General features: G+C 68.6%; 21 protein-coding genes. 8 read left to right on the top strand and 13 right to left on the bottom strand.

All coding sequences use genetic code 11. The features are described 5' to 3' along the window. Positions 1-2 precede the first annotated feature (2 nt). The 3 genes from trkA to ACP96_RS07635 form a co-directional block, all read right to left on the bottom strand. Entirely contained in the window at positions 3-1,340 is a 1,338-nt protein-coding gene (gene trkA / locus ACP96_RS07645; protein ID WP_050032880.1) for a Trk system potassium transporter TrkA, read from the bottom strand. Between the two features lie 126 nt (positions 1,341-1,466). Next, positions 1,467-2,384 carry a mechanosensitive ion channel family protein gene (locus tag ACP96_RS07640; protein ID WP_050032879.1) on the bottom strand — a complete coding sequence of 306 codons (918 nt, stop codon included), beginning with the start codon at positions 2,382-2,384 and terminating at the stop codon, positions 1,467-1,469. Further along, a complete protein-coding gene (locus ACP96_RS07635; RefSeq protein ID WP_050024024.1) occupies positions 2,384-2,629 on the bottom strand; it encodes a YhbY family RNA-binding protein in 246 nt (81 codons plus the stop codon). Before ACP96_RS07635 ends, ACP96_RS07640 begins: the two co-directional genes overlap by 1 nt. Positions 2,630-2,789: 160 nt before the next feature. On the opposite strand from ACP96_RS07635, the gene ACP96_RS07630 reads away from it, so the two are divergent. The 3 genes from ACP96_RS07630 to ACP96_RS07620 are packed head-to-tail and all read left to right on the top strand — an operon-like array spanning position 2,790 to position 5,649. Further along, positions 2,790-3,872: a metal ABC transporter substrate-binding protein gene (locus tag ACP96_RS07630; protein WP_050024027.1), complete on the top strand. Its 1,083-nt coding sequence runs from the start codon at positions 2,790-2,792 to the stop codon at positions 3,870-3,872. Further along, positions 3,869-4,648, top strand: a complete 780-nt coding sequence (locus ACP96_RS07625) for a metal ABC transporter ATP-binding protein (RefSeq protein ID WP_050024029.1) — start codon at positions 3,869-3,871, stop codon at positions 4,646-4,648. Before ACP96_RS07630 ends, ACP96_RS07625 begins: the two co-directional genes overlap by 4 nt. After that, on the top strand, positions 4,645-5,649 hold the full coding sequence (locus tag ACP96_RS07620; protein ID WP_152663324.1) for a metal ABC transporter permease: 1,005 nt from the start codon (positions 4,645-4,647) through the stop codon (positions 5,647-5,649). Before ACP96_RS07625 ends, ACP96_RS07620 begins: the two co-directional genes overlap by 4 nt. On the opposite strand, the gene ACP96_RS07615 is transcribed toward ACP96_RS07620, so the two are convergent. From ACP96_RS07615 to ACP96_RS07600, 5 genes are all read right to left on the bottom strand, one after another. Further along, positions 5,646-8,144, bottom strand: coding sequence for an efflux RND transporter permease subunit (locus tag ACP96_RS07615; RefSeq protein WP_050032878.1), 2,499 nt, complete (start codon positions 8,142-8,144; stop codon positions 5,646-5,648). The two genes, ACP96_RS07620 and ACP96_RS07615, sit on opposite strands and share 4 nt — an antisense overlap. A gap of 87 nt (positions 8,145-8,231) precedes the next feature. After that, positions 8,232-9,926: a COG1361 S-layer family protein gene (locus ACP96_RS07610; protein ID WP_050032877.1), complete on the bottom strand. Its 1,695-nt coding sequence runs from the start codon at positions 9,924-9,926 to the stop codon at positions 8,232-8,234. Continuing rightward, positions 9,923-10,072 carry a hypothetical protein gene (locus ACP96_RS18580; protein ID WP_154020429.1) on the bottom strand — a complete coding sequence of 50 codons (150 nt, stop codon included), beginning with the start codon at positions 10,070-10,072 and terminating at the stop codon, positions 9,923-9,925. Before ACP96_RS18580 ends, ACP96_RS07610 begins: the two co-directional genes overlap by 4 nt. A gap of 118 nt (positions 10,073-10,190) precedes the next feature. After that, the gene (locus ACP96_RS07605) at positions 10,191-10,892 is read right to left on the bottom strand and encodes an HD domain-containing protein (RefSeq protein ID WP_050024031.1); all 702 of its coding nucleotides are present in this window, start codon (positions 10,890-10,892) and stop codon (positions 10,191-10,193) included. A gap of 178 nt (positions 10,893-11,070) precedes the next feature. Continuing rightward, entirely contained in the window at positions 11,071-12,504 is a 1,434-nt protein-coding gene (locus ACP96_RS07600; protein WP_050032876.1) for a DUF7289 family protein, read from the bottom strand. Positions 12,505-12,642: 138 nt separating this feature from the next. On the opposite strand from ACP96_RS07600, the gene ACP96_RS07595 reads away from it, so the two are divergent. Together ACP96_RS07595 and ACP96_RS07590 are read left to right on the top strand one after the other, a co-directional pair. Beyond that, positions 12,643-13,578 carry a cation diffusion facilitator family transporter gene (locus ACP96_RS07595; RefSeq protein WP_050032875.1) on the top strand — a complete coding sequence of 312 codons (936 nt, stop codon included), beginning with the start codon at positions 12,643-12,645 and terminating at the stop codon, positions 13,576-13,578. Between the two features lie 69 nt (positions 13,579-13,647). Next, positions 13,648-14,361: a YqjF family protein gene (locus ACP96_RS07590; RefSeq protein ID WP_050024036.1), complete on the top strand. Its 714-nt coding sequence runs from the start codon at positions 13,648-13,650 to the stop codon at positions 14,359-14,361. Positions 14,362-14,854: 493 nt separating this feature from the next. Here ACP96_RS07590 and ACP96_RS07585 read toward each other — a convergent pair whose 3' ends face one another. Then, positions 14,855-16,162, bottom strand: coding sequence for a Glu/Leu/Phe/Val family dehydrogenase (locus ACP96_RS07585; protein WP_050024041.1), 1,308 nt, complete (start codon positions 16,160-16,162; stop codon positions 14,855-14,857). A gap of 217 nt (positions 16,163-16,379) precedes the next feature. On the opposite strand from ACP96_RS07585, the gene ACP96_RS07580 reads away from it, so the two are divergent. Both ACP96_RS07580 and ACP96_RS07575 read left to right on the top strand, forming a co-directional pair. After that, positions 16,380-16,844 (top strand): PH domain-containing protein, encoded by a 465-nt coding sequence (locus tag ACP96_RS07580; RefSeq protein ID WP_050024043.1) that lies wholly within the window; start codon positions 16,380-16,382, stop codon positions 16,842-16,844. Beyond that, entirely contained in the window at positions 16,841-18,682 is a 1,842-nt protein-coding gene (locus tag ACP96_RS07575) for a PH domain-containing protein (RefSeq protein ID WP_050032874.1), read from the top strand. The genes ACP96_RS07580 and ACP96_RS07575 overlap by 4 nt, the downstream gene beginning before the upstream one ends. Positions 18,683-18,708: 26 nt before the next feature. Here the strand turns inward: ACP96_RS07575 and ACP96_RS07570 are convergent, their stop codons facing one another. Continuing rightward, positions 18,709-19,854 (bottom strand): acyl-CoA dehydrogenase family protein, encoded by a 1,146-nt coding sequence (locus ACP96_RS07570; protein ID WP_050032873.1) that lies wholly within the window; start codon positions 19,852-19,854, stop codon positions 18,709-18,711. Positions 19,855-20,032: 178 nt separating this feature from the next. Between ACP96_RS07570 and ACP96_RS07565 the strand changes: the two genes are divergently transcribed. Beyond that, the gene (locus tag ACP96_RS07565) at positions 20,033-21,100 is read left to right on the top strand and encodes a phytoene/squalene synthase family protein (protein WP_050024047.1); all 1,068 of its coding nucleotides are present in this window, start codon (positions 20,033-20,035) and stop codon (positions 21,098-21,100) included. A gap of 86 nt (positions 21,101-21,186) precedes the next feature. Here ACP96_RS07565 and ACP96_RS07560 read toward each other — a convergent pair whose 3' ends face one another. The 3 genes from ACP96_RS07560 to guaB form a co-directional block, all read right to left on the bottom strand. Continuing rightward, positions 21,187-23,166 carry a DEAD/DEAH box helicase gene (locus ACP96_RS07560; RefSeq protein WP_050032872.1) on the bottom strand — a complete coding sequence of 660 codons (1,980 nt, stop codon included), beginning with the start codon at positions 23,164-23,166 and terminating at the stop codon, positions 21,187-21,189. 83 nt (positions 23,167-23,249) lie between these two features. Next, positions 23,250-23,846 carry a HalX domain-containing protein gene (locus tag ACP96_RS07555; protein WP_050024049.1) on the bottom strand — a complete coding sequence of 199 codons (597 nt, stop codon included), beginning with the start codon at positions 23,844-23,846 and terminating at the stop codon, positions 23,250-23,252. A 151-nt stretch (positions 23,847-23,997) separates the two neighbouring features. Beyond that, positions 23,998-25,485 carry an IMP dehydrogenase gene (guaB, locus tag ACP96_RS07550; protein ID WP_050032871.1) on the bottom strand — a complete coding sequence of 496 codons (1,488 nt, stop codon included), beginning with the start codon at positions 25,483-25,485 and terminating at the stop codon, positions 23,998-24,000. Between the last annotated feature and the right edge of the window lie 419 nt (positions 25,486-25,904).

Genomic DNA, 25,904 nt, shown 5'->3' with positions numbered 1-25,904 from the left:
GTTCACGCCATCGAGGTGATGTCGCTCACGGAGTCGGACTCCACGAGCAGGATCACGTGGTCGCCGGCCTGAAGCACGGTGTCCCCGCGAGGGGTGACCAGTTTGTGGTCGCGGGTGATCGCGCCGATGACGAACCGCGCGTCGCTGTCGGCGACGATCTCCGAGATCGGACGACCGGTGAGCCCGCACCCCTCGGTGAGTTCGAGTTCGAGGACTTCGGCCTGATCGTTCTCCAACACGGCGATGTTCTCCGCGACGCTCTCGTAGGTGAACCGCGTGATCTCCTCGGCGGTCACGGTGCGGGGGTTGATCGCGATGTCGATGCCGATCTCTTCGAAGACGGTGACGTAATCGGGGCTGTCGACGACGGCGATCACCCGGTCGACGCCCAGTCGCTTTGCGAGCACGGAGACGAGCAGATTCTTCTCGTCGGAGCGAAGCGCGGTGACGAGGATGTCCGCGTCGTCGACGTGTTCCCTGGAGAGGAACTCGGTGTCGGTGGCGTCGTGCTCCATCACGACCGTGTTCGGGAGGGTCTCCGCGAGCCACCGCGCGCGGTCGGCGTCCTGTTCTATCAGCCGCGGCTTGAAGTCGCGCTCCTCCAACAGCCGGGCGGTCTGGTACCCGATCTCGCTGCCGCCGACGATGACGATCTCGTCGGCGCGGCCGGGAGTCGTCTCTGGCGCCACATCGGTCGCGAACGCTTGGACGCTCTCCGGGCTCCCGATCACGACCGCGCGGTCCCCGACCGCGATGCCGGTGTCGCCGCGCGGGATCGTCATCTCGCCGTCGCGGAACAGGCCGACGAACGTGAGCGACTCGAAGCGGTCGGCCTGCGAGACGGTCTGTCCGGCGACGGGACTGTCCTCCGCGATCTCGAACTCGGCCATCTGGACGAGCCCGCTGGCAAAGGGGTCGACGTCGATCGCCGCCGGCAACCCGATGACGCGAACGATGTTCTCGGCGGTCAGCAGGTCGGTACACACCATGAAGTCGACGCCGAAGGCGCCCTCGTTCCCCTCCCAGGTCCGGAGGAAGTCCGTGCTCTTCACGCGGGCGATGGTGAATCCGTCGCCGAGCGTCTTCGCGGTCCCGCAGGCGACGAGGTTCGTCTGGTCGTTGTCGGTACAGGCGATGACCATGTCCGCGCGACCGACGTCGGCCGCCGTCTGGATCTCCGAGGTCGTCCCGTCGCCGGCGATCGTGAGCACGTCGAGTTCGTACTTGAGCTGTTCCGCGCGGTCCGGATCGACGTCGACGACGACGACCTCGTGGCTCGACGCGAGACTCGCAGCGATGCTCGTCCCGACCTCGCCGGCCCCGATGACGACCACATGCATGGGCCCAACCAGAGACCCGACCCTCAAGTTCGTTACTATCGGGAGCCGGGCGGGCCGCCGCGAGGGATCGCGCTCGACGGGCGCCTACGACTCTCCGACAGGCGGCTACGACTCCCCGCCGAACGCCTACGACTCCCCGCCGGCGTCGGTCGCCGCCGGTCCGCCGAACGACGAGGGATCCGTCCACTCGTTGCGCCCCGAGACGGTGCGCTGCGGGAACGGGATCGAGATGTCCTCCTCGTCGAATCGCTCCTTGACCCCCTTCACGTAGTCGGCACGCGCCTTCACGAAGTCGGCGCGCGAGGGATCGTCGATCCAGATCCGCGACTGGAGCCCGACGTACGAGTCGGCCAGTTCGGTCAGTCGGACGGAGGGCGCGGGGTCGTCGAGGATGGCGTCGCTCCGCTCGGCCTCCTCGACGATGATGTCGGTCGCTTTCTCCACGTCGTCCTCGTAGTCGATCCCGAAGACGAACTTCAGGCGCAGCGTCTTCTTCGCGACCGGGTTCTTCACCACGTCGCTCGTCAGGGCGTGGTTCGGCACCGTGAGCAGCTCGTTGTCGAACGTGCGCACGCGGGTGACCCGGAAGGAGATGTCCTCGACGACTCCCGAGTTCCCCTGCCACTCGATCCAGTCGCCGATGCGGAACGGCTTGTCCGTGTAGATGAACACGCCCGCGACGAAGTTCTTGATCACGTCCTGGAGCGCGAAGCCGATCGCGAGCGTCGCCGCGGCCGCGATCGTCGCCAGCGACCGTAAGAACCCCTGATACCCCGCCGCGCCGAACGCGACTGTCACCCCGGCGAACAGCACGAGGAACGCGACGATCTTCTGGAGCGGCCGCCGGGCGTGCTCGTCGAGGCCCTGCCTGTCGAACACGCGCCGGGCGAGCGACGCGATGACCGCCTTATATAAGACGTACGTCGCGACGACGACGACGAGAAAGATCGCGGCGTCGACGACGAGCCCGGTCAGCGGGCCGAGATACGGCTCCAGCGTGCCCGCGACCGCGACGGTTCCGACCGCCTCCGCGGGGGCGCCCATCAGTGCAGCACCGCCGTGTTGCCGCGGGTCTCGATCAGGTCCGCGCCGACGGCGGCGGCCAGTTCCGCGGCGAGTTCGTCGGTCGTGGTCCCGCCCCGCGCGGCTCGGAGGAACTTCACCTTCACGAGCTTGGCGTCGTCGAGCTGGTCGGCCGTCTCGTCGACGACCGCGTCGATACCGTGTTTCCCGACCCAGACGGTGACGTCGAGGTCGTGCGCCTCCTTTCGAAGCTGTTGGTCGCTCATACGCGGTGGAATCGGCCGCGCGCATTGAAGCTTGAGGTTCGCGGGCGGCTGAGCGGGCTCGCGCGTCACGACGAGGGAGGATCGGCTACCAGAAATTAGATTAGTCTAATCTTTTTCTTTGACCAGAAGTATATTATACTCATACGATCTAAACGCCGGTATGCACACGGACGCGAACGGCTTGCCGAACGTCTCTCGGCGTCGGTTCGCCTCGCTCGGGGCCGGCGCCCTCGCGGGCGGACTCGCCGGCTGCACCGGGAACGCGACCGACGTAGCCACGACCGGCAACGACAGCGAAACCGGTGACGGCGACGGCAACGCCGATACCGCCGACGCGGAATACACCGTCGTCGCCTCGTTTTTCACGTTCTACGACTTCGCCGACTCGCTCGCCGAGGGGACGGACATCGCGGTCGAGAACTTGGTTCCGACCGGCCTCCACGGCCACGGTTGGGAGCCGGACCCCTCGATCCAGCGCCGGATCACCGACGCCGACGCCTTAGTCCACGTCGGCCCGGACTTCCAGCCGTGGGTCGACCGGGCGATCGACGCGCTCGCGGCCGAATCGACCGAGACCGAACTCATCAACGCCCGGGCCGGGATCGACCTCATCGACCTCGCCGACTCGCTGACGGAGGACGAGGCGGTCGAGGGAGCGAAGGACCCACACTTCTGGCTCGACCCCCGGCGCGCGAAGGGCGCGGTCGCGAACCTCGCGGACGGGCTCGCCGCGGTCGACCCGGACCACGAGGCGGCGATCCGCGAGAACGCGACCGCCCTCCACGCAGAGCTCGACACCCTCGACGAGGAGTGGCAGGAGGCTTTCGACGCCGCCGAGCGCGACGTGGCGTTTCTGGCCGCGCACAACGCCTTCGGCTACCTCTCGGAGCGCTACGACGCGACGATCGAGCCCCTCGTCGTGAACCTCGCGGCCAGCAACGACGTGCGGCCGGCCGACATGCAGCGGGCGCAGGACGCGATCGCCGCGAACGACATCGAGCACATCGGCGCCGCCGTTTTCGAGCCGATTCGCCCGGCGCGCCAACTGCTCGAACAGACCGATATCGAGGCGTACTACCCCGTGACGCCGTACGCGGGGACCGCCGAGTCGTGGGTCGAGCGGGGGTGGGGATACTTCGAGATCGCCCGCGAGGTGAACCTCCCGACGTTCCGGATCCTGCTCGGCGTCGACGACCCAGAGGACGTGACGTTCGCCGACTACGGGCGGAACTTCGAGCCATGAGCGGGGAACCAGCACCGGCCGACGCCGACGACTCCCCCCTCGTCGAGGCCCGGGACCTGACGTTCGGGTACGCCGCCGTCCCGGTGGTCGAGGACGTGGACCTCCGCGTCGAGCGCGGCGAGTACGTGGGGGTCGTGGGGCCGAACGGCTCCGGGAAGAGCACCCTGCTCCGGCTCCTTCTGGGGCTCCACGAGGCCGACTCGGGGTCGGCCGAGCTGCTCGGCCACCCCGCCCGGGCGTTCGCGGAGCGAGAGCGCGTCGGCTACGTCGCGCAGGACGTGACCGAAGACGAGAAGCGCATGCCGATCACCGTGAGCGAGGTCGTCCTGATGGGCCGGTTCCCGCACGCCGGGTTCGGTCGAGTCACCGCCGCGGACCGCGAGCACGCGCGCGACGCGCTCCGGACGGTCGGGATCGAACACCTCGCCGACCGGAAGATCACCGCGCTCTCCGGCGGCCAGCGCCAACGGACCTACATCGCTCGGGCGCTCGCCGGCGAGGCGGAGTTGCTCGTCCTCGACGAGCCGACGGTCGGGGTCGACGCCGAGTCCGTCGACGCCTTCTTCGACCTCCTCGACGGCCTCGTCGCGGACGGGCTGACCGTCCTCCTCGTCGAACACGACATCGGCGCCGTCATCGAGCACGCCTCGCGGGTCGTCTGTCTCAACCGCGAGGTGTACTTCGACGGCGACCCGGCGGCGTTCGCCGACAGCGACGCGCTGGACCGCGCCTACGGGACGAACGTGCGCCGCGAGGAGGGAGGGCTCCGGACGTGATCCCGGCGGTACCCTCCGCGGTCGCTTCGGTCCTCTTGGTGAGCGCTCCCTACGACCTCCTCTCGTGGCTCGTCGGGCTGTGGAGCGACGCGCTCGGCTGGGTCGGCGAGCGGCTGGGGATCGCGATGTTGGAGTACGTGTTCATGCACCACGCGTTCCTCGTCGGCGCGCTCATCGCGGTGATGGCGCCGCTCGTCGGCACCTTCCTCGTCCACCGCCAGCTCGCGCTGATCGGCGACGCGCTCGCGCACACCGCGTTCGCGGGCGTCGCGGTCGGGCTGTTCGTCAACTCGCTGCTCGGCACCGGGATCTCCCCGTACGTCACCGCAATCGTCGTCGCCGTGATCGCGGCGCTCGCGATCGAGCTGATCTCCGAGACCACCGACGCGTACAACGACGTGTCGATGGCGATCGTGCTCTCGACCGGGTTCGCGCTCGGCGCGGTCCTCATCAGCCTGAACTCCGGCGGGCTCGCGGTCGGCATCAACCAGTACCTGTTCGGGAACCTCTCGACGGTCTCGCGGGAGAACGCCGTCCTGCTGGTCGCCCTCTTCGCGGTCGTCGCGCTGGTGGTCACGGTCACCTACAAACAGCTGCTGTACGTGACGTTCGACGAGACTGCGGCCCGCGTCGCCGGCGTCAACGTCCCCTGGTACAATCGGCTGATGACGACGCTGACCGCGCTCGTCGTCGTCGGCGCGATGCAGATCATGGGCGTCATCCTCGTCGCGGCGATGCTCGTCGTCCCCGTCGCGGCCGCCGCCCAGCTCGCGCGCGGCTTCCGCGAGGCGCTGCTCGCCTCCGTCGTGCTCGCGCAGATCGCCGTGCTCGTCGGGATCACGCTATCGTTCCGCTACAACACGACCGCCGGCGGCACCATCGTCCTCGTCGCCGTCGGAGTCTACGTCGCGGCGGTGCTCGCCGGGAAGGCGCAGTCGCGGCGCGCGCGGGACGAGACCCCCGAGCGCGCCGGCGGGGCCGACAAGTCGACGAGCGACTAGTCCGCGCGTTCGCCGGGGGTCTCGCGGAGCCCGTCGCCGAGTCCGAGCCCGACCCGGTCACCGTACCGGCCCCAGACGACGACGAGCGAAGGGACGAGCAGGATCGAACAGAGGTACGCGTACAGCACGCCCAGCGCGAGCAACAGGCCGAAGTCCTGCAGGAGGGGGATCACGGCGAGCCAGAGGACGCCGAGCCCGCAGACGGTCGTGAGCATGCTGCCGGTGAGCGCGCCGCCGGTGCCGGCGATGGTGATGTCCAACGCCTCGTCGATCGCGTGTCCCGCCTTGTACTCGTCGACGAAGCGGTGGACGAAGTGGACGGTGTAGTCCACCCCGAGCCCGATCGACACCGAGAGGATCGGGGCGTTGATCGGCGTCAGCGGGATCGAAAACAGTCGCATCGACCCCACCAGCAGCCCGACCGTGACGAGCACGGGAACGAGGTTGAGCAGGCCGTACACGGCCTTCCCCTCCAGATAGGCGTACGAGAGCGCGAGGAAGACCGCCGTGAGCGCGAACGCGGCGACCAGGCTCCGGATCGCCGACTCGGTGAGCCGGTCGATCACGGCCTCGTTGACGACGAGGCTCCCGGTCGGCACCGCCTCTAGGGGGGTGCGCTCGGCGAGATCGCGAACGTCCGCGACCGCCTCGGAGTCGTCGACGCCGGGCCGTATCGTGTAGTCGATCCGCGCGCTCCCGCGGTCCTCCGCGAGGTAACCGCGGGCCTGTCCCTCGGCAGAGGAGTCGAGCAGCGCGTCGTACACCTCGTCGACGTTGCGGTCGGGGACCCCCGTGCCGAGCCGGTCGTTGCGGTCGACGACCGCCGCGAACTCGGGGTCCTGCGCCGCCTGGTCCTCGATGACGGTAACGACGCTGGTCGAGGCCGCCCGGCGCTCGTCGGTCGTCGCGAAGGTGTCGGGCGGGTTGCGCGTGGTCCGGTCGATGAGCTCCAAGGCGTCGTCGTCTCTCACCGACTGGTCGACGTACAGCGTCACGCTCCCGACGAAGTCCTGCTCGAACTCCTCCTCGAACAGCGTGAGCACCCGCAGGAACGTGTAGTCGGTCGGCGCGAACGGCCCCGGGAGGTTCGAGTACGTTTCCAGCCGGTCCTCGTCGGGGAAGAACGCCTCCTCGGAGAACTCCGTGTTCACCCCCGTTCCGTACGCGCCCCCGACCGCGCCGCCGACGAGCAGTACGGCGACGACCGCGACGGGCGCGACCCGTGAGAGGTCGACGCCGACGTGCAGCGCGCGGCCGAGCCGCGATCCGCCCGTCCCGAGCGGGGTCGTGCCGAACGCGGGGATCGGGAGCCGCTCCCGCCAGCGGTCCGCGAGGACCTTCGCGGCGGGGAGGAAGACCCCGAAGACCGCGAGCGTGAACACGATCCCGGCGGCGGCGACGATCCCGAAGTCCCGGTTGGGTTCGAAGGGGCTCACCACGTTCGAGACCAGCCCGAACACGGTGGTGATCGTCACGAGCAGGAACGCGATGAGCAGCTGGTCGGTCGTCGTCCGCATCGCGGTCGCGATCCCCAGTCCCTCACCCCGCTCCTCGCGGTAGCGGTTGACGATGTGGATCCCGAAGTCGATCCCGACCGCGAGCAGCAGCGGGAAGACGGTGACGAGGGAGTCGGAGAACGGAATCCCCGCGTACCCCATGAACCCGAAGGTCCACAGAAGCGACAGCAGCAGCGACGCGAGCCCGATTCCCATGTCGATCGGGTCGCGGTAGGCGAACACCAAAAAGCCCAGAATGAGAAGCAGCGCCGCGGGGAACACGATGATCGCGGTGTCGCCGAGCAGCGCGGTAATCTCCGACTGGAGCACGCCGTCCCCGAAGAGGATCGCGTTGTCGCCCGCCTCGTTGCCCGGCACCGAGTCGACGACCTCAACGCTGCGCGTCTGCAGCTCCGTCACTCGGGCGGTCGTCGCTGCGTCGGGCACGTCGTAGGTGATCCCGACGATCGAGGCACCGGCGGTCTGGGCGGTCGGGTTGTAGTCGACCGACACCTGCGACTCCACCGCACCGGACGCGTCGGCGTCGTCGATGGCCGCCCGCAGCTCTCGCGGCGTCGCTTCTGCCACCGCGTCGCGGCGCTGGGCGGGCGTCTCCGCTGTCGAGTCGAGCTGGCGAGCGATCGCGTCCGCGTGGCTCGACGTCGATCCCACTCTGAGCGTCGATCGCGACTCCAGCCGCTCTTGGGTCTCCAAGATCCGTATCAGCGCCGACCGAGAGAGCACGTTGTCGTCGGTGACGATCACCTGCGCGGCGGTGGCCGACCCGCCGATCGAGGTCTCGAACTCCTCGTCAATGTCGTCAAGCGCCTGCTGAGCCGGGATGTCCTGCGTGAACTGGTCGGCGCCCGCGCTCGTCTCGATCCCCCCGATCCCGCCGACGGCGACGACGCTCACGAGGAGGAAGACGGCGATCACCGTCATCGGCCGCTCGGTGACGAACTCGTCGACGCGCTCGACGAGCCGGTCGGCCGCGGTCACGGTCGCCTCCGGCGGTCGGGTCGGATCCCGCCCCCTCCCGGAAGGGGCTGCCCGCGTGCTCGTTCGAATGTGAAACCCGTCATCCGGTTACCGCCGCCGGTACCAGACGACTGCACCCGCGACGGCGACCACGACGAGCAGGCCGACGACGAACGAGCCGACCGGGGACCCGCCGTCGTCGGTGGGCTCGGTCACCTCGATCGGGTACTGGGTCACGTCCGAGATGCGGTCGTTCCCGCGCTCGTCGTCGTACCGGAAGTCGAGCTCGATCGGATGGGTCTCGACGCTGGCGCCGGGCGCGGCCGACACCTCGAACCAGATCTCGGTCGACTCCCCGGGTTCGAGCTCGTCGACGAACGCCTCGTCGTTGGGGGCCGAAAGCGGGCTGTCGGCGTACAGCCCGGCGTTGATCGACGAGAGCGTCTCGGGCCGCTGGTTCGTGATCTCGAAGGAGACCCGCCGCGTCTCGCCGGCCGGCACCGTCGTGTTGTCGGCGACGAGATCGAACTCGGGCTGGCGCGGCGCGACCTCGATCCGGCGGGTCTCGTCGACCGATATCGTCGAGTCGCCGCTCGAGTACTCCGTCGTGAACCGGAACTGCCGCGGTCCGGGGTCGGCGTTGCCGTTCACGTCCGCGTCGAAGGAGAACTCGACCGACTCTCCCGCCGGGACCTCGGGGAGCGCGTACCGGCTCTCCCCGAGGCTCACCCGCTGGCTCTGCGGGTCCGCGACCAGTACCGCGTCGTCGACATCGAGGGGGCCCTCGTTCGTGAGCGTCCCGGAGACGGTCCCCGAGTAGCCGACTTCCAAGGTGCCCTCGACGTCCTCGACCGAGAACGACTGCTCGGGGGCCGGGACGACACCCGCCCGCGAGGCGGGGGCGGTCTCCTCGATCCCGTCGCGGTCGCGGTAGTCGACCGTCGAGACGAACGCGTACGCCCCTCCGCCGAAGTCCGGGGAGACCGTGGAGTCGAACGTCACGGTCCGGTTCTCGCCGGGCTCCCAGTCCCCGACGAACGCCTCGCCGCTGCCGTTCCCGCCGATCGCGGCCCCGCTCCCGGTCGTGCTCCCGGTGACGACCGCGTCGCGAGCGACCTCGTCGCCGACGTTCCGGAGCGTTGCGGTCACGTCGCCGCTCCCGCCCACCTGCGCGTCGGTCTCGGTGTCGAGGATCGCGAACCGGGCTCCGTCGTCGACGACGACCGTCAAGTCGGCGCGTTTGGTTCCGCGAGTGTCCTTGTGGTTGTTGAACTGTGGGACCACCTCGAAGGTGTATCGGTAGCGGGCGGTCACCTCGACCTCGTAGCGCCCGTCCGGAACATCGTCGGGGACCGTCACGTCGAGCTGGGCGGAGACCGGGCTCGCGTCGGTCCGCACGTCGCCGACCACCGTCGTCCCGTCGCCCACCTCGATGGGCACGTCGCTGTCGTCGACCTCCAGGGTGAGCCCGCGGGCGGTCGTCACGCGCGGGTCGAGGTCGTTACCCATCTCCATCTGTCCCGTGTTGAGGATGTCGACGGTCACCGTCGACTCGGCGCCGCTCGGTACGGTCCGCTGCGAGAGGTACAGGTCGAGAACGGGGGAGCCGCGGATCTGTCGATCGGTGGTCTGGGCGGCGATGTCCTCCCCGGTCGCGTCGGCCCCGACCAGCGCCGCCTGCCCGCGGTCGAGCGCGTCGCTGGATCCGGACGCGGCTGCGCCGGAGAGCGCGACGGCGGCGACGAACGCCCCGGCCGCGACGAACGCGAGCGCCAGCGTGGCGATCCGAGCGGACCGACTCATCTCTGTCCCCCGACTCCCGCTCCGTCGACCGGGACGGCGGGGGGATCTGCCGAGACATCGGAGGGCTGGACCGCGACGGTGGAGGGCTGGACCGCGACGGCACCGAGACCGGTGGACCGCCCCGAGAAGGGGTCAAATCGGCTCATACGTTCGCGTCGGACGCCCGGAGAATAAGCGTGTTGGCGCCGGCGCTCGCCTCGCCGACTGGGGCGGCGTTCTCCGGGGCCGTTCAGTCAGCCGGGCGGGAACCTCGGATCCGCGCCGTCAGCGGTCGGTGACGCCCTCGGCGTCCATCCGCGCAACCTCCTCTTCGAGCCACTCGCGGAGCCACTTCACGCGCTTGATGCGCCGGTGCGCGATGCTCTCGGCGGTGTCGGAGACGACGCGATCCGTGTGGTCGCGGGCGCGCTGGAGCACCCGATCGACCATCTTCGCGGAGTCCATGTGCGTGCGCGACTCGTACCCCATCCGGAGGATCATCAACACCGCGCCGTTGGCGCCGACCTTATCGAGTAAGTCGGCCTCCATCAGACATCGGCTCTCTAAGGACACGTCGGTCAGATCGCCGGTGTACGAGTGGTCGACGACCGCGCCGCACACCTCCTCGATGAACGACTCCGGGTAGTTGCCGCGGCTCTGCAGGTACTCGCGGGCGACCCGCGCGCCGGCCTCGGCGTGAACGTCCTGCTCCGCCTCCAGCTTCGCCACGTCGTGGAACACCGCGGCCACGCGAACCACGTCGATGTCGGCCCCCTCGCTCTCGGCGATGTCGACCGCCAGATCGACGACGTTGAGGATGTGGTTGAACCGGTAGTCCGCGGAGTGCCACGGGTACCAGCGCATCCGACCGCCGTCCTCCTCGCTCTCGACGCTGGCTGCGAGGTAATCTCTCACAAACCCCTTCATCTCCTCGAAGTCCTCGTCGCTCACCTCCGTTTCCTTAATCTCGACGCCCACGGGGACCACCTCGGTCGAAAAGCTCGTATTTCATTACCGTAACCGAGGAGCGTTTCGTTCTTAGTCGTTACGACGGGGCTGTTGACCGTCGATCGTTCGGATCGGTCGTCGCTTCCGGCTCGATATCGCGGGCGAACGATCGAATCCGATCCCGGCGGTCAAAGCCGACCGCTGCCCTCAAACGGAGTTACCGGTCGAACTCGATCTCGACCTCGTTCTCGCTCACGTGGAGGTAGGTGATGGGATTTTCTCCCGCTCCCCCGGTGACCCGAATCTTTTGCTCCCCGAGGGAATCGTCGTATTCGACCTTCGCGTTCCCACCGGTCGAGAGCGACTTCATAACGAACGCCCCCCTCAGCGTCGGGTTCCCCTTGGTTACCACGTCCGCGTTCGGGGCGTAGACGATCGCTTCAATCGTGGGGCCCCCGTCGCCCGCGCTCCCGTCGAGGAATCCCTCGTTGACGTAGAACTGGTTTCGGCTGGTGTTATCGACGCTGACGGTCGGGCTCCCCTGCAGATCGAGCGAGCCGTTGACGTAGTAGGTGACGTTGTTGGTGCCGTCTTCGACGGTCACGTCGTTGTCCCCGATGTCGAAGTCGCCGTCGACTGCGACGACGATGTCGCCGTCGCTGGTGTCGAACCTGAGATCGCCCGTGACCTCGGCGTCGCCGCCGAAGTAATACACCCCGGATTCGACCGTCCCGCACCCGTCGAACCCGCTCGCGGTCACGCAGGACTCCGTGGTGTTATCGTTGTCGGCGGCGGCCGCGGCAATCTGATTGGCGATCAGCGATCTCGGAGACGGGAAGCTCATCCCCTCGACGTAGTCGCCCTCGTTCAGTTCGTTGTCCGGTTTTCCGGAGTGGGAGTAGCCGTCCGGGTCGCTGACGGCCAGCGCCTTGTCGAAGCTCACCTCGTCCGGCACCACCAGCCGTGCCGTCGTCGTCCGGTTCGCGTCGTCCTTCGTCACGTCGCCGTCGGAGCGCTGACTGAAGAAGTCGTACCACCCCTCGTAGTACTCGCTTTGTACTTCGACGACGACCGTCCCGTTTTGCAGCGGGTTCTCGGGAGCGTCGACGGCGTCGGGGTCATCCGGCGTCTGTCGGACCACGCCGGTCCCGCTCGACGGGGTCGACTCGTTGCCGGTCAACCCGACGACGGGAAACGTGAGCGTGCTCTTGCGGTAGTGATACTCCGGCGGCGAGATCATCCGGCCGTGGCCGTTCTGGCTCGCCCAGACGCCGCCGCCTTGGAGCGCGACGGTTCGGTCCTCGCCGACGTACTCCAAGGTCCCGAGGGATCCGTTATAAATGGGCGTATCGCTATCTCCCTGCTCGATACGCACCTCGACGCGCCCCGCCTCCTTGTCGAGGCGGAGCTGTCCGCCGTCGACGGAGCCGAGGTCGAACCGACGCGCGTCCGTCTCGCCGAGCGCGACGAGGCTCGACTGCGAGCTGAGCTGCGACATCCCGTTCTCCACGCTCGCCGACCGGGCCTCGTCGGTGACCAGCCCGAGCGCCGCGCTCCCGGTCGCCACCGTCACCGTCACGGCGGCGATCGTGATCCCCAACAGGAGCACGACCCCGATCACCTCGCTCTGGCCGCGCTCACTGCACTCCATACGGAACGTTCGTCGCCGAAGTATTTAACAGTCGACCGCCGGCAATCAGTTCTGATACCCCTCGGGACGGCGCGGGTCCGGCTTGCGGTGGCCCCGGACGACGAGGTTCTTAAGTTCGGGCGGGAACCACCGACACGTATGTGGGGCCCCTGGGGAAGCGACGAGAAGGCGCGGTTCCAGCGGGCCGCCGGGGTGAACGTCGCCGGCAACGCGCTGAAGATCGCCGTCGAGGGGGCGGCAGGAGTGGCGTTCGGCAGTATCGCGCTGCTCGCGGACGCGGCCCACTCCGTCGCCGACCTCATCGCCAGCGCGGTCGTGTTGGTTTGGGGCGGGTCGCGGTACGACGACGCCGACGAGACGCACCCGCACGGCCACCAGCGGATCGAGCCCCTCACTGCGCTCTTCGTGGGCGCGACGATCGTGTTGCTCGGGTTGCTGCTCCTCCGGGAGTCGGCGCTAGGGCTCGTCGGCCCGGTCGAGGTCGCCGCAAGTCCCGTCCTCGTCGCCGCGCTGCTGTTCGCGATGGCCGACATGTACCTCCTCTACTGGTACACCGATCGCGTGAACGCGACGTTGGGGTCGACCGCACTAACCGCGCTGGCGGCCGACTGCCTCAACGATATCTACACGACGATCGCCGCGCTGGTGGGTGTCCTCGGCGTCTTCCTCGGGTTCCCGATCCTCGACCCGATCGCGGGGGCGCTGGTCAGCGTCCTCGTCGTCTATCAGGGGATCGAGATCGGCCGCGAGAACGTCACGTACCTCGTGGGCGCGGCGCCGCCCGCCGCCGATCGCGAGCGCGTCACCGTCGCGCTCCGAGAGAATCCCGCCGTCGAGGGCGTTCATGACCTGAGGGTGTTCTACGACGGCACCGACCTCGAGGTCGAGGTCCACGTCGAAGTCGACGGCGAGCTGACGCTCCGGGAGGCCCACGACATCGAGACGGAGCTGGTCACAGGGCTCCGGAACCTCGAGGACGTGGGCGACGTGCACGTCCACCTCGACCCGTCCGGCGTCGGCGAGTGGAAGGACGCCGCGGACGCGGGCGGCGAGGACGACGGCGACGACGCCTAACCGTTCGTCTCGCTCTGTCTGTCCCCGCCTCGGCGTGCGGGTTAACCCGCCGGCGCCCCTCCCGTTCGTATGCTCAAGCGGCGCTTGTTGGAGATGACGTGGCGCGACGCGTTGTTCTGTCACTGGCCGGTCGATCCCGCCGTCGTTTCCGAGACGCTCCCGGACCGACTCTCGGTCGGCACTCACGAGGGCGACGCCTACCTGAGCGTCGTCGCCTTCGTGATGGACGACATCCGCCCGCGCGGCGCGCCCCTCGGGCTCTCGTTCCCGGAACTCAACCTCCGAACCTACGTCGAGGGGGCCGACGGACCGGGCGTCTACTTCTACAACCTCGACGCCGACGACCCGATCGGCGTCGCGCTCGCGCGACGGCTGTTCGCGCTGCCGTACTACCGCGCGGAGATGAACGTCTCTCGCCCGAGGAGCGCCGACCGCTCGGAGACCGCGGGCGGCCCCGTCCGGTTCACCAGCCGCCGGACTCATCCCGGCGTTCCCCACGTGCGGTTCGACGCGACCTACGAGCCGACGGGCGAGGCGTTTGTCGCCGAGCCGGGGTCGCTCGACGCCTTCCTCGTCGAGAACTACCGGTTCTACGCCCAGGGGAACCGGTTGTACCGCGGCGAGATCGACCATAAGCCGTGGACGCTCCGGGAGGCGACCGTCGACATTCGGGCGAACACGCTGTTCGAGGCAAACGGCTTCGACCGACCCGACGGTGAGCCGATCGTTCACTACGCGGAGCCGATCGAGGTGGGCGCGGACCGGATCCGATCGGTCTCGTGAAGTCGCAATTGAACAGCACCGACGATCGCTTATAAGGAACAATGCGGTGGCGCGCCCCGGTGAGCGGCCCGTAGGGCCGCGAACCGCGAGGGACCGAAGGTCCCTCTGGCAGCCGGCGGCGAAGCCGCCGGCGACGACGGTGCGAGGGAGCCCGCGGCCGCCATCGGCGGCCGCGGCGAGGTTGGGGAGGCGTGAGGTGCTGTGTGGTCGGGCGGGACTCAAAGGGGCAGCCGCGAGGACGAAGGCGGCCGCAGTAAGCACCGCAGCGAGCAACGCGAGCGAGGCGCGCAGCAAGGCCTCCGAGTCGTCGCGGCTGGGGCTTTGGAGGCATTCTCCGCGGAGTCGTCGATCACGTATGAGCGAGCGGCTGGGGCTTTGGAGGTCTTTATCATGCGGTCAGAGGCTTATAAATAGCCGGCAGCAACACCACTCATTCACCTATAAACAACCACTCAGCCAACTCGATACGCGTACGCCCGCTATCGATCGCCGTCTACGGGAACAGCCCGCGGTACTCGTGGGCGCTCGCGGTGCGTTCGAGCGCGAGCGTGTACGCCGCGGTCCGGAGGTCCGGCAGCTCCTTCTGGTCGTACTGGTCGATCGTCTGGTCGAACGCCGTGCCGATGCGGCGCTCCAGCTCGGCGTTGACCGTCTCCAGCGGCCACGAGAACTCTTGGGCGTTCTGGACCCACTCGAGGTACGAGACGATGACCCCGCCGGCGTTCGCGAGGATGTCGGGGACGACCTGAATGTCCCGTTCCGTGAGCACCTCGTCGGCGGCGACCGTCGTCGGCCCGTTGGCCGCCTCGACAATCGCGGAGGTCCGCAAGTCGTGAACGTTCTCAGCGGTGATCACGCCCTCGACCGCGGCCGGGATCAACACGTCGACGTCGAGCGTCAACAGCTCCTCGTTCGTGATCTGTTCGGGGTCGTCCCACTGGTTCCTCCCGCTGGTGCGCCGGTCCTCGAGCGTGGCCCGGGGCTCCCCGGCCACGTACTCCTCCATCAGGCCGCCGGCGTCGACGTGGGCGGCCAGCGCCGCCACGTCGAGCCCGTCGAGGTCGTAGGCGGCGCCGGTCACATCGGAGGCGGCGACGATCCGCGCGCCCGCCTCGTCGAGGAGCCGGGCCGCGTGCGACCCGACGTTGCCGAACCCCTGAATCGCGACGCTGGCGTCCGACAGATCGCGGTCGAGGTACTCGAACAGGCGCTCGGTGACGATGGAGACGCCGCGGCCGGTCGCGGCGACGCGCCCCGGCGTCCCGCCGATCTCCAGCGGCTTCCCGGTGACGACCTGCGGGACGGAGTGGCCCTCGTACATCGAGTAGGTGTCCATCATCCACGCCATCGTCTGCGGGTTCGTGTTCATGTCCGGCGCGGGCACGTCGGTCTCGGGGCCGATCATCCGGCGGATCCCCTCGGTGTACCGCCGGGTGAGGCTCTCCAAGTCGTCCTTGGTCAGGTCCTTCGGCTCGCAGATGACGCCGCCCTTCGCGCCGCCGTACGGGAGGTCGACCAGCGCGGTCTTCCACGTCATCCACCCGGCGAGCGCCTCGACCTCACGCTGGGTGACAGACGGGTGGAACCGAACGCCCCCCTTAAACGGACCGCGGGCGCTGTCGAACTGACAGCGGTACCCCTCGAACACCTCGACCTCGCCGGAGTCCAGCTCGACCGGGAGCGTCACCTTGAGCGTTCGCTCCGGGTGTTTGAGCCGCTCGAAGATGCCGTGATCCACGTCGGCGTACTCCTCAGCGCGGTCCATCTGTGCGAGCATATTCTCGAACGGATCGTCGGCCATGGTGGGCTCGACTCGGGCCCGAGTGATATCGGTTTCGGCAATTATCGCCAGTGACAGAGAATATCACCCATGCTGAACCGGCGAACCGGCGGCGAGATGTCGGCGCATCGTCGACGACGGATCGACGGCGGCCGACCCCGGCGTTTCCGCCCGGACTTATACGTCGGGGCCGACAACGACGGCGCATGACACTCGGACGCGCGCCGGGGGTGCGTCGATGACGACGCAGACGCTTCATCCCCGGGTTCAGGTCGTGTGGGTCCTCCGTGCGGTTCTCATCGCCGCGGTGTTGACGGCGCCGTTCGCCGGCGCGGTCTACTTCGATCGGCTTCCGGAGTGGGCGCCGATCGCCGCCGGCGCGATCTTCCTCACGCTCGGCGTGGGGCACGCGCTCCTCCGGTACCGGCGCTGGAGCTACGAGATCCGAGAGGACGCGCTGTACCTCGACCGCGGCGTGGTCACGGAGGTCCGAACGACGGTACCACTGGTGCGGATCCAGCACGTCGACTCCCGGCGCGGTCCCGTCGAGCGCGGGGTCGGGCTCGCCTCCTGCGTGGTGTACACGGCCGGCTCTCGCGGCGCGGACGTTCGCATTCCCGGCCTCACCGCCGACGGCGCGAGCGACCTCCGCGAGGAGCTGAAACGACTGGCCATCCGCGCGGACGGGGAGGACGCGGTGTGAAGCTCGCGCCCCAGTCGGTCCCGTACCGCGCGCTCCAGAAGGTGTCCGGGATCGTCGTGATCCTCTTTTTCGTCGTGAACAACAACCCCGGCTGGGGGTTCGCGGTCGCGATCGGCGTCGCCGGCGCGGTCGTCCTCGCCGCGATCGGGTACGAGGTGGCGTACTACCGGCGGTTCGACTACGAGCTGACCGACGACACCCTCGACATCTCCTCCGGCGTGATCTCGCGGCGCGAGCGGGAGATTCCCTATCGCCGGATCCAGAACGTCGACGTGAGTCGGAGCGTGATCCAGCGCGCGATCGGGGTCGCCGCGGTGGACTTGGAGACCGCCGGCGGCTCCAGCACCGAGGGGTCGATCCGCTTCGTCACGCCCGGCGAGGCGACGCGACTCCAACGAGAGGTTCAACGCCGCAAGTCGACCGGATCTCGCACGGAGGCGCACGGTGAAGGCGCGGACAGAGCCGGAAGCGAGGTGGATGTCGGGACGGGTTCCGGGGCGGACGCGGTCGGCCCGGACGAGGAGGAACTGTTCGCGATCTCGCCGGGCGAGCTCGCCTTGGTGGGAGCGCTGTCGTTCGACGGTCGGCTCATCGGGCTGTTGATCTTCTTAAGCTCCGGGTCGGTTCCGGTGCTCTCCGGTTTCATCCCGGACGCGTCGGCGGTCGCGCTCACCGCGACCGCGATCGTCGGCGTCGGCGGGCTGTTCCTCGTGTCGTGGATCCTCGGCGCGGGGGTGGCCTTCTCGAACTACTACGGGTTCCGGCTCTCCCGCGCCGGCGACGAACTCCGGTACGAGCGCGGGCTGTTCCGCCGGTACAGCGGTTCGATCCCCACGGAGAAGGTGCAGTCGCTCCGGATCGCCGACAATCCGGCGAAGCGCGCGCTCGGCTACGCGAGCCTCTCGATCGAGACCGCGGGCTACGCCCCCGGACAGGGCAGCGAACAGGAGAGTCAGGCGGCCGTCCCGATCGCGACGACCGACCGGGTGTACCGGCTGGCGCGCGAGGTCGAGTCGTTCGGTGACCCGCGATTCAACCGGCCGCCCAAGCGGATCCGGTGGCGGTACGCGTTCCGCTACACCATCATCGTCGGCCTGCTCGTCGCGGTCGCGTTCGGGATCGACTGGTACCTCGGCGCCGGCGCCCCGTGGTACGCCCCGGCCGCGCTCCTACTCGCGGTGCCGCCGGCCGCGCACCTGAAGTGGAAACACCGCGGTTACTGGCTCGGCGAGGACCACCTCCTCACCCGAAACGGGTTCTGGAGCCGGACGGTGACCGTCGTTCCGTACTACCGGATCCAGAACGTCATCGACACGCGGACCGTCTTCCAGCGCCGCTGGGACGTGGCGACGATCGTCGCCGACACCGCCGGCAGCAGCTCTATCGCCGGAAACGACGCCGCGGCCGTCGACTTCGCGACCGAGGAGGCGGTCGACCTTCGCGAGACTCTCCGGGAGCGACTCCGGGTCGCCGTCGTGGAGCACCGCGAGCGACGGGACCGGTTCGAGTGGTTCGAGGGCGGCGCAGATGTGTCCGGTAAAGACGGCGACTCGACCAATGACGGCGACGCGTCGACCTCCGGTGTCGACGACGGGAACTCTCCCGACGACCGCGGCGAGAGCGACGACGGCCGGACGGAGGTCCCGGACGACGGCGTTATCCGCCCCGATTTCTCGGGAAGCGATCGCGACTACTCCGAGCCGGCAGAACGGATCGACACCGGCGAGTACGCGGTGGACCGTAACCCCTCGGACATGGGCGGTAACGAGAGAGACGAAAATGACGACGAGGGCGGCGCTGACAACCCCAGCGACGATACGAACGACAGCGAGAGATAGCGCGTCGCCTACGTCGCCGTACCGCCCTACTCGTCGAGGAGCTGTTGAGCGATCGTGTTCCGCAGCACTTCGCTCGTCCCCTCGTAGATCTCTGACAGCTTCGCGTCGCGGTAGAAGCGCTCCGCGGGGAAGTCCTTCGTGTAGCCGTAGCCGCCGTGGATCTGGATCCCCTCGTTGGCGACCTCGCGGGAGATCTCGGAGGCGTACAGCTTCGCCTGCGCGGCCTCTTTGATGTACTCTTCGTCGCGGATCTTCAGGTCGGCCGCCTCGTGCATCAGCAGTTCCGCGGCGCGCGCCTTCGTGTCCATGTCGGCGAGCTTGTGCTGGATCGCCTGGAAATCGGAAATGGGGCGGTCGAACTGCTCGCGCTGTTGCGCGTACGACTTCGCCTCGTCGAGCGCGGCGCGTGCGATCCCGACCGACCGGGCCGCGATAGTGATCCGGCCGCCGTTGAGCGTCTTCAGCGCGTGAACGAACCCCTCTCCCTCCTCACCGAGGAGGCGATCCTCGGGGACCCACATGTCGTCGAACCGGAGTTCGGCGGTCGGACACCCCTTGTCGCCGAGCTTGTCTTCCGTCCCCTCCACGACGAACCCGTCGTCCTCCTCGGGCCGGACGACGAACGAGGAGATGCCCTTCCGGCCCGCGTCGGGGTCGGTCTTCGCGAAGAGGGTGACCGTGTCCGCGACGGAGCCGTTCGAGATCCAGAGCTTCCCGCCGTTGACGAGGTAGCCGTCCCCGTCGCGCTCCGCGGTGGTCGACATGGCGGGCACGTCCGAGCCGGCCTCGGCCTCCGAGAGCGCGAAGGCGCCGATGTCGTCGGCGGTGTTGAGCGCGGTGAGGTACTCCTCCTTCTGTCGCTCGTCGCCGAACTCGTAGATCATGTTGCCCGCGAGCGAGGTGTGGGCGGCGACGACGGTTCCGAGTCCACCGGAGCCGCGAGAGATCTCTTCGAGTCCGATCGCGTAGCTGTGGTAGTCAAGCCCGGCGCCCTCGTACTCGACCGGGAAGGGCATCCCCATCAGCCCGAGATCGGCCATCTCGTCGATCAGGTCGGCCGGGAACTCGTCGGTCTCGTCGATCTCGGCGGCGCGCGGAACGACCTCCTCGTCGACGAACTCCGCGACCGTGTCCCGGATCTGACGCTGCTCTCCGGAGAGGGAGAAGTCCATGATCGCCGGTGGCCGCACGGGAACTTAGCCGTTTCTACACGGTTGTACACGGATTCGGTGTTGGGCGGAACGCGACGCGAGCGAAAAGCGGACACCGCGGAGCCTCGATCGGTTCTGTGAGCGTCCCCGTCGTTCCACGAGGCTTTTTATGCGTTGTGCCGTAAGAGCCTGTAACCGAATGAGCGGACGAGCACACGGTCCCGTCGAGCCCGACCTCGAATGGTGTCACGAGGCGGTTCAGGGTGTCTCCCGGACCTTCGCGCTAACGGTCGACGTGTTGGAGGAGCCGATGGCCTCACACATCTGCGTGGGGTACCTCCTCTGTCGGGTCGCCGACACCGTCGAGGACGCCGGACACATCCCCCCGAAAGCCCAGAGCGACGTGTTGCGGACGTACCGGCGCGCAATCGACCCCGATAAGGACACCGACATCGCGGCATTCCGCGACGCGGTCGACGAGTGGCTCCCCGCGCCCGAAGAGCGCAACGACGACTGGGAAGTCGTCGCCGAGGCGCCGACGATCGTGGCGACCTTCGCCGAGTTCGAGCCCGAGGCCCGCGAGGCGATCGTCCCGCCCGTGGTGGAGATGGTCGACGGCATGGCGATGTTCGTCGACCGCCACGCCACGGAGGGCGGGCTCCGCATCGACGACCGCGACGAGTTGGAGCAGTACTGCTACTACGCCGCCGGCACGGTCGGCAACCTCATCACGAACCTGCTCACCCGCGGCGACATCACGGAGGACCGCGCGCGCCGCCTCCGGGACACCGCCGAGGAGTTCGGGCTCCTCTTACAGCTCGTGAATGTCTCGAAGGACGTGTACGACGACTACACCGAGGAGAACAACGTCTACCTCCCCGCCGAGTGGCTCGCCGACGAGGGGGTCGATCAGGAGCGCGTCGTCCACCCGGAGAACCGCGAGTCGTCCGCCCGCGTCGTCGACCGAACCGCCGAGTACGCCCGATCGTTCCTCGACGACGCGCAGGCGTACCTAGAGACGATGCCGCTCTCGAACGGGAACACGATGGAGGCGTGGACCGTCCCGTACCTGCTCGCGGTCGGCACCCTCCGCGAGCTCAGCTCCCGCCCCGAGGACGCACTCACCGAGACCGGCGTGAAAATCTCTCGGCAAGAGGTGTTCGCGGTGATGTCCGTCGCCAACGACGCCGGCCGCGGCTCCCTCGCGGAGCTCCGGCAGACGATCGCGCGGACCCCCTTCCACCGAGCGGTCGAGCCCGCGGACTGACCGGCGTCCTCTCTCCCTCTTCTCACTCTTCTCGCTCTTCACTCTTCTCGCTCTCCCTGCTCTCGCCCGCTTTCGCCCCGCTCCAGTCACAGCCGCGAGCGCGCCCTCGTGATCGCCGGCACGCGCACCCCGATCGTCTCGGCGAGCGCTTCGGCCGCGCTCAACAGCCACTCTGCCCGCTCGACGCGGGAGTCGAGGTCGCCCGGCCCGATCCGGTACGACTCCACCAGCTCCTCGGCGGTCGCGCCGCCGATCCACTCGTCGAGGATCCGCGCCGTCTTCACCGACTCCAGCCACTCCTCGAAGTCGTCCGTCTCGTCCATCGCGGTCGTTAGCGCGCCCGCGTTCGCCCGCGCGAACCGGTAGATATCGGCGCGCTCCGCGTTGCCGAGGTAGGTGTCCTGCATGTCTGGCGTGTCGCAGATAACCTCGAAAACGGTGAGCGTCGTCGCGTTCGACATCCCCGCCGCGGTCCGGAGCCCGGAGACGATCCGCTCTGCGGTCTCCGGTCTGACGTACTGCTTCGAGGCCGTCTCTCCGACCGGGGTGGCGACCAGTCGGTACGCCTCGACGCCGCCTCCGCCTGTCTCCCGGCGGACCAGCCCGGCCGCCGCGAGGTCGTCGACCGCGACAGCGACGGCGTCGGCCAGTCCGCCGGCTCCCGCCTCGCGCGCGTAAAACGTCCCCTCGAACACGCCGAGGATCTCGGCCTCCGTCTCCGCGAACCCGGTCGCGACCGCCGAGAGGACGTGCGTCCGCAGCGACGCCGGGTCGGCGAGCTTCGACTCGACAGCCTCCGGCTCCCCCTCGACGTACCGCGCCACGAGTTCGGCCTCGGTGTCCGCGTCGCCGACGAGCACGGCCTCGCCGTACGGGTCCATCCCCGGACGCCCGGCGCGCCCGCACATCTGGTGGACCTCGAGCGTGGGGAGCCACTCCATCCCCGACCCTGTGTATCGCTTCTGGTCGCGAACCACGACCCGCCGCGCGGGGACGTTGACGCCGGCGGCCAGCGTCGGTGTGGCGCAGATGCAGGCGAGCTCGCGGTCGCGGAACGCCTCCTCGACGACCGCCCGGTGGCCGGCCCGGAGGCCGGCGTGGTGGAACGCGACGCCGGACCGCAGGCAATCGGATAGCTGTCGACCGGTCGCGCTGCCGTCCACGTCGGCGGCCTCGTCGCCCGCGGCCGCGGCGGCCGACTCGACCCCCAGCCGTTCGGCGAGCCCGTCGTCTACGAGGCGTTCGGCCAGCGCGACCGCCTCGGTCCGCGAGCGGACGAACGCGAGGCACTGACCGCCCCGATCGACCGCGCCGGCGACGAGGGCGGCGGTGACCTCGGTGTCGTCGGGTGAGTCGTCGCTTCCGGCACCGTCGCCGTTTCCGGCCGCAGTGCCGTCCCCAACCTCGACCGATATCGCCGTCCCGTCGTCGAACGTCACGTCTCCGCCGACGGCGACCCCGGTTCGGAGGTCGACGGGGCGCCACTCGGACTCCACGAGGGCCGCGTCCAGCCACTCCGCGATCGCCTCCGGGTTGTCGACGGTTGCCGACAGCGCGACGACCTGTAGCTCGGGGTTCCGGCGGCGGAGCGTCGCGAGGGTCACTTCGAGGGTCGGGCCGCGGCGCTCCGCGCCGAGGAGGTGGACCTCGTCGACGGCGACGCAGGCGAGATCGTCGACCCACGACGCGCCGTTGCGGATCGCGGAGTCGACCTTCTCGCTCGTGGCGACCACCACATCGGTGCCCGCGAGCGCCTCACCCGACGCGTCGAAGTCGCCAGTCGAGATGGCGGCCTCAACGCCGGGCAGCGCCGCGAACGCCTCGTACTTCTCGCGGGCGAGCGCCCGGAGCGGACAGACGTACAGTCCGGGTCCGTCCGCGGTCAGAAGGGCCAGTTCGGCGATAAACGTCTTCCCCGAGGCGGTCGGCACCGCGGCGACGACGTTCTCGCCCTCGCAGACGCCGGCGTCGACCGCGGCCGCCTGCGGCGGATACAGCTCTCGGATCCCCCGGTCGGCGAAGTGATCGACGAACCGCTCCGAGAGCGGGAGATCGCGAACGCGCATTGGGTACCGCCTTCGGCGGGAACGTATTTAAAAAGTCGCGCGGGACGGCATCGACGGCGGCGATCACGCGTCGACGGCGGTAGTCACTCGTCGGCGTCGGTGTCGAACTCCTGAAACAGCTTTTCGAAGTCGTCGTCGTCGTCCTCGGTCACCGCCTCCAGCGATTGATCGGCCCGCGACCGGAGCGCTTCGATCCGGTCGGTGAGCCGCTGGTACTCCTCGTGGTCCGCGAGCTCGGTGGCGCTCTTCTCGGTCTCCAGCATCGCCTTCTTCGAGGTCAACGAGAACAGCTCCTGCATCTCTGTGTCGTACTCGCCGCGGCGGAGCAGCCCCTCGACCGTCTCGCGGAGGGTGTCGCTGGTGACCGGCTTCACGAGGTAGTCGTCGAAGCCCATGCTCAGGATGTCGAAGTCGGGTTCGACGGCGGTGACCATCGCGACGCGGCAGTCGATGCCGCGCTCCCGGACGGCAGAGAGAACCTCGTCTCCGGAGAGCCCGGGCATCCGTCGGTCCAGAAGTATCGCGTCGACCTCGTCGTCGGCCTCGTCGATCTCGTCTAACGCCTCCTGGCCGCCGTACGCGGTCCGGACGCGATACTCGTCGCCGAGCCACGCGGCGTACAGGTCGGCCAGGTCTGGTTCGTCCTCCACCACGAGGACCAGCGGCGGTTGCTCACTCATGGATTCTCGGAGCGACGACGTGTTCGCTCACACGTTTCGTCTCTCCGCGGACTATATTAAAATACCTCTTCGGGTCCACGTCACCGGTTCCGGATCGGTTCGAATCCGCCGTGGGGTCAAGTCGAACTCGCGAACCCGCGCCGTCGCCGCGTCACTCGTTCGGGCTGTAGTTGGGCGCCTCGTCGGTGATCATCACGTCGTGCGGGTGGCCCTCCGTCTGACCGGCGCTGGAGACGCGGACAAACTCGGCGCGCTCGTGGAGCTCGGGGACGGTCCCGGCGCCGACGTACCCCATGCCGGAGCAGATGCCGCCCGTGAGCTGGTGGAGCTCGGAGGCGAGGCTCCCCTTGTACGGGGTCGCCGCCTCGACGCCTTCGGGGACGAACTCCTCGTCCTCGTCCTCCTCCTTGAGGTAGCGGTCGCCGCCGCCGGACTTCATCGCGCCGACCGAGCCCATGCCGCGGTACTGCTTGTACTTCTTCCCCTGCATCGTGATGACGCGGCCAGGCGCCTCGTCGGTGCCGGCGAAGTACGACCCGAGCATGACCGCGCTCGCGCCCGCGGCGAGCGCCTTGATCGCGTCGCCGGAGTAGCGAATTCCGCCGTCGGCGATCACCGGGACGCCGTGTTCGGCGGCCACGTCGGCCACCTGCGAGACGGCGGTCATCTGGGGCATCCCCGCGCCACTCACGACGCGGGTGGTGCAGATCGAGCCCGGACCGATACCGACCTTCAGCCCGTCCGCGAAGTCGACGGCGGCCTCGGCGGCCTCGCGCGTGCCGACGTTGCCGACGACCACGTCGGCGTCGACGGTCTCTTTGATCGCCCGCGCCGAGTCGAGCACGTTGAGGTTGTGGGCGTGCGCGCAGTCGATGAAGATCACGTCGATGTCGGCCTCGTCGGCCGCGATCGCTCGCTCCTCCTCGAAGGGACCGACCGCGACGCCGGCGAGCAGGCGCCCGTCCTCGTCGCGGGCGGCCTCCTCGTGCTCGCGGCGCTGGAGGATTCCCTGCATTGTGACGAGCCCAACCAGCCCGTCGGCGTCGTCGACGATCGGGACGCGCTCGATCTTGTGGTCGTACATCAGCTCCAGCGCCTCGCGGGCGTCGACGTCTTCGGGAGCCGTGATGACCTCATCGGTCATCGCCTCGCTGACGGCGTCGTCCTCGCCGACCTCGAGGTAGGGACGGATGTCGGTGCCCGAGATGATCCCCAAGACCGTGTCGTCCCCGTCGACGACCGGGGCGCCGGAGACGCCCTGCCGCTCCATCACGGCGTCGGCCTCGCGGACCGTGTCGTCGGGCGAGACGGTCACGACGTTCTCGCGCCGGATGACCAGCTCGTGCGCACGCTTGACGCGCTCGACCTCCGCGGCCGTCTCCTCGACGGTCATGTTGCGGTGGAGGACGCCGAGCCCGCCCTCGCGGGCCATCGCGATCGCGAGGTCGCTCTCGGTGACGGTGTCCATCGCCGCCGAGAGAACCGGGACGGTGAGTTCGACGTTCTTCGAGACGCGCGCGGAGAGGTCCGCGTCGTCGGGCTCGACGCGGCTCTCCTTGGGCTTTAAGAGCACGTCGTCGAACGTCAGCGCTTCCGGGACGTCGAGTTTCGCCGAGAATCGACCGGAGTCTGTCGCCATATAAACCGTCGTGAGTCGCCGATAAAAAGCGTTGCGAGTCAGCACGGACGTGTACGTCGTTGTCATCCAGATTCACGTAATATGCATACTTGTGCACTACACTCGGATCGGTATCGTTCGTGTCCCCTCGGTCCGACGAGAAGAAGACCGTACACGGATCTGGCGTCGAGGGCGACGGAGGCCGATGAATTGTTGCTCGTATCCGGATTGCGTCGTCACATCTACGAACCATATATAAATATTCTGCAGCGATCTCTCGTTCCGTGCGGGCACACCTCACACAACCTTTAACGCAACCAAAACACGTATATGAGGTATGGACTCCGACAGTCCCGTGAACGCGCGCATCGCCGGCCAGCCGATTCTCAATCTCGGCGCCCGCTTTACAGCCGGCAATTCGCGCAAACGCTTTACATGGG

This window comes from Halorubrum halophilum, assembly GCF_000739595.1.
In the GTDB taxonomy this organism is placed as follows: domain Archaea; phylum Halobacteriota; class Halobacteria; order Halobacteriales; family Haloferacaceae; genus Halorubrum; species Halorubrum halophilum.
This window is presented reverse-complemented; position numbering and strand designations above follow the sequence as displayed.